The following is a 3,834-nucleotide window of genomic DNA, read 5'->3' on the forward strand; positions in this document are numbered from 1 at the left end:
CTTTCTAGAGTCACCTATAAATATAGATTCAAACAGATGTCAGAAAGTGACAAAAAGCTATAAAATTCTATTATGAATACATTGTATTCGCAATTAGAGATAATTACATTTTTGAAATTTACAGTGACCCCTTCAGTGACCTTTTCTGTGACCTTTCTAAATCACTTCTTCTTTTTACCATGCTGCAGATAGTAGAAGTTTTTCTGTGTCTCGATTTCAGCACGAAGTTCCTCATCTGTCGGCATGTAGGTTTTGTATTTTGCAGCAAACAGTCGGTTATTCCCATGAAGCACGGAATACCGTGCAATACTATCGTCTGTATCGGCGCATATCAAAATCCCGATAGTCGGATTGTCGCCTTTTCCGCGTTTCAGTTCATCGTACATGCGAACATACATGTCCATTTGACCGATATCCTGATGTGTAACCTTCGTCGTTTTCAAATCAACAAGTACGAATGATTTCAAAAGGTAATTGTAGAACACAAGATCGATATAATAATCCTCTTTTTCCGTATGGATATGTTGCTGGCGAGCAACAAAAGCGTAGCCCTTCCCCAGTTCCATAATGAACCGCTGCAAATTATTGATGATGCTCGTTTCGAGTTCAGACTCAGAGAACGTCGTATTCTGCGGAAAGCCAAGAAATTCTGCAATAACCGGATTCTTGATAAACTCTAACTTATCCTGCAATTGAGCAGTTTTCTCCATCATTTCGCTATGGACAAGATCTTTATGCTGAGATTTCAGCATTCGGTGATAGTACTGACTACTGATATTTCGTTGCAGAGTCCGAGTACTCCATACCTCGCGAGCCGCTTCTTGTTCATACCACGAACGGGCATTGGCATTACATTCTTGCAAAAGAATTCGATAATGTGTCCAAGAAAGCGTAACCGGATTTTTTCTACTCACCGCGTCGAAAATCTGTAACGCAGAACCGTTTTCTGATTTTCTACTCACTGCGTAGAAAATCTTTGGGAAATAGTTGAAAAAATTTACGAAATGATATAAGTTTGCCTGATTAAAACCACTACCATACCTTTTAACAAGTTCACATGATAGGTTCTTTACAACCTGTTTGCCATAGTCGGCTCGCTCATCCTTAAGCACCTCTTTTTGAATTCGCATTCCTAAAAGCCAGTTACGCTTGACAAGAGTTTCGTTGACGGCATGATGAGCAAACTCTTGCGCCTGTTCAATAATTGCACAAGCATCATTAATGAGTTGGCCATTTACAACTGGCTTTGCGGATTTCTCTTTAAACATATAGACTCCTTAAAAAAAAGAAAAACATTTGATAAATCATCAAATGCCTTTCGGAGCCTACACTATTAGGAACAGCAGCTGAAATGTAGATTATGTACTAGAATTGGCAAGGGGCGAAAGGAAATTTTACAATCTATTATAATTAAAAACCATACCAACTAGGAGGTATTTTTCCATAGGCTGTATTTCCTAAACGACCCTTTCCATATATATGTTCAAGGACCTTTTCTGCATTACTTTTAATCGTATTCCTTGGAAAGGTTTCGTAAAAGCGATGATTAGCTAGTTCACTAGATATCCATTGGCAATACAGGACCTCTTTTCCACTGCTGAGTTCATACCAGCTAGGCGGCGTCTTTGCCCGCGCAGAGTTAACCAAATGTCCTTTTCCATATTTGTGTTCTAGTGCTTTTTCAGCCACCCAATTACTCGTATTCCTTGGAAAGGCTCCGTAAAAGCGCTGATTTACTAGTTCACTAGACACCCATTGGCAGTACAGAGCCTCATTCTCACCACCGAGTTCATACCAGCTGGGCGGCGTCTTTGCCCGCATAGAGCGTCCCAAACGTCCTTTTCCGTATCTATGTTGAAGAGCAATTTCTGCATCCCGGCTGCTAGTATTCCTTGGAAAGGTTTCATATATACATTGATTTAATTCGCTAGATATCCATTGACAATATAAGAGTTCCCTGTTTTCCGAACCGTTTTCGGTTGTACCAAGCGTTAGTAAACCCGCTAGTTTAATTACGGAATCTACGATAGATTCTCCTGATTTTTCCCTATTCGATGGCTTACTTCTTCTCGAATCACCAAACGATTCTTTTTGTTTTCTACTACTTTCATTTCGATCAGACAATTCATTTTTATAGAATCTCTTTGGTAGAAATTTTTTATTTCTCATGAAAATCGCAAGTATCGCTAAGGCAATGACCAGTATTGCATACCCCGTCCCAACATGAAAAACATCCAATAAAAGCCATAAGCATGATATTGCAACAACTGCCCCCGCTGCAGAAATGCAACCGATTTTCTTTCTCAAGCCCAATTCCGTAACACCAAGAGCAAGAACAATGAATAGAACCAAAACACCCCAACCATCGCTAGAGGATTTTTCCGCATCGGCAGATGTGCTGGAAACGGGATTCAAAAACTTTTCGCTAACATAGCCTGAAGTTGACCTGGATTCAATTTTGCAAAAGCCACTATTACAAGATTCTACTTGTACGACATCCTCTTTTTGAAGCTTTCCAACAACCTTTGAAGTTGCAGTCGGTTTTTCTCTAACATTCAGTGTGTTAGCAACAACAGTCGCTTGATACGAAGACACTGCGTTCACTACCAAAAATATTGTAATGACGAAAATCTGTTTCAACACTTTCATAAAATCAACCTTCTTGTTTAAAGATATTGTAATAATGAGCCAAATACGCTTTCACCCCATCAACTTTACCTTTGTAATCATCTTTTAAAATCCGCGTATAGGAAGAAATAAATTCAGCAACATTTTCATCTAACTTTTGGTATTCTATTCCCCATTCACCATCAGTATTCAATTTACCCGAGGCTCCGCGTAAAATCCAAGACGGATCATTAACTGAATAGAGTGTATAGCCAAATTCTATAGAATAAGACGCCAGCATTCGAAGTTTATAGCCATTAAAAGAAATTACATACTTTGGACTTATTGCGCCGAGTTCCTGACGGACGAGCTTGTCATTAAGCGCCCAGTATTTATATTGATCTTGATTATTAAAATGAGATATTTTTCCATCGGGATTGATATCCCTAGCCTCAGTATGCAGAGAAAATTTGTAGTAGTTCGTCACCCCACAATAATCGAGTATATGTTCGGCAGGAATTTTAGTTCCTGTTTTAGCCATTATAAAAACGGCAATTAATGCAGGAATAACTCCATTCTCAAACGGAGCTATATCTACATCGCTTATATCAAAATCCGTCTCGCCATAATGGCGATTAAAGTCATCGCCATATTCCAATCGGCAGTTCAACTTTTCAAAATTATCTGAATACCGTTTTACTAAAGAGTTGTTATGCGGAATATTTTGCGCCGTACAATATACTAGAACACCATATTCATCGAACAATTTTCCTAAAAAGGGAACATATGGAGGGAAAGCCCCTTTTTCACTTTTAGTGGACAAGTAATTCAAGACTTCTCTACTGAAAGCAGCGCTCAAATCCATTTTCCGAAACTCATCCTTCAATTTTTCAAATTCGGCCTTATCCATCAATGTACCACGTTATATCATAAGCATATAAGTCCTCTCAAAATTTAACATAATGTATATAATTTCACAAACGATTTTAAATTCTACCCCATAATTTCAACAGCAGGAACTTTGCGAGCCAAGGGAAGGCATTCCCCTACCCTTCTTTGGATTGCTTCGCTGCGCTCGCAATGACGAAGTTGCTATGTACACAATGACGAAATTGCTACATATACAATGATGTTTAACAACTTTCATGTTTAAATATACTCACACTTTCCCGTTTTTACAAATAAAATCGCAAAAACTACAGATATCACCACATTTGCCTTTGTGAG

3 protein-coding genes are annotated in these 3,834 nt (G+C 38.6%); all 3 read right to left on the reverse strand.

The window, feature by feature from the left end; all coding sequences use genetic code 11:
• Positions 1-161: 161 nt before the first annotated feature.
• Positions 162-1,268 carry a PDDEXK nuclease domain-containing protein gene (locus Q0628_RS08330; RefSeq protein ID WP_298770007.1) on the reverse strand — a complete coding sequence of 369 codons (1,107 nt, stop codon included), beginning with the start codon at positions 1,266-1,268 and terminating at the stop codon, positions 162-164.
• A 142-nt stretch (positions 1,269-1,410) separates the two neighbouring features.
• Positions 1,411-2,649: an SH3 domain-containing protein gene (locus tag Q0628_RS08335; protein WP_298770009.1), complete on the reverse strand. Its 1,239-nt coding sequence runs from the start codon at positions 2,647-2,649 to the stop codon at positions 1,411-1,413.
• Between the two features lie 4 nt (positions 2,650-2,653).
• On the reverse strand, positions 2,654-3,517 hold the full coding sequence (locus tag Q0628_RS08340; RefSeq protein WP_072808063.1) for a hypothetical protein: 864 nt from the start codon (positions 3,515-3,517) through the stop codon (positions 2,654-2,656).
• Positions 3,518-3,834: the final 317 nt, after the last annotated feature.

The sequence above is a fragment of the uncultured Fibrobacter sp. genome (genome assembly GCF_937877005.1).
In the GTDB taxonomy this organism is placed as follows: Bacteria; Fibrobacterota; Fibrobacteria; order Fibrobacterales; family Fibrobacteraceae; genus Fibrobacter.

Coding starts and splice junctions, on each gene's coding strand:
- Q0628_RS08330 (WP_298770007.1), bottom strand. CDS start 1,268: ATGTTTAAAGAGAAATCCGCAAAGCCAGTTGTAAATGGCCAACTCATT.
- Q0628_RS08335 (WP_298770009.1), bottom strand. CDS start 2,649: ATGAAAGTGTTGAAACAGATTTTCGTCATTACAATATTTTTGGTAGTG.
- Q0628_RS08340 (WP_072808063.1), bottom strand. CDS start 3,517: ATGGATAAGGCCGAATTTGAAAAATTGAAGGATGAGTTTCGGAAAATG.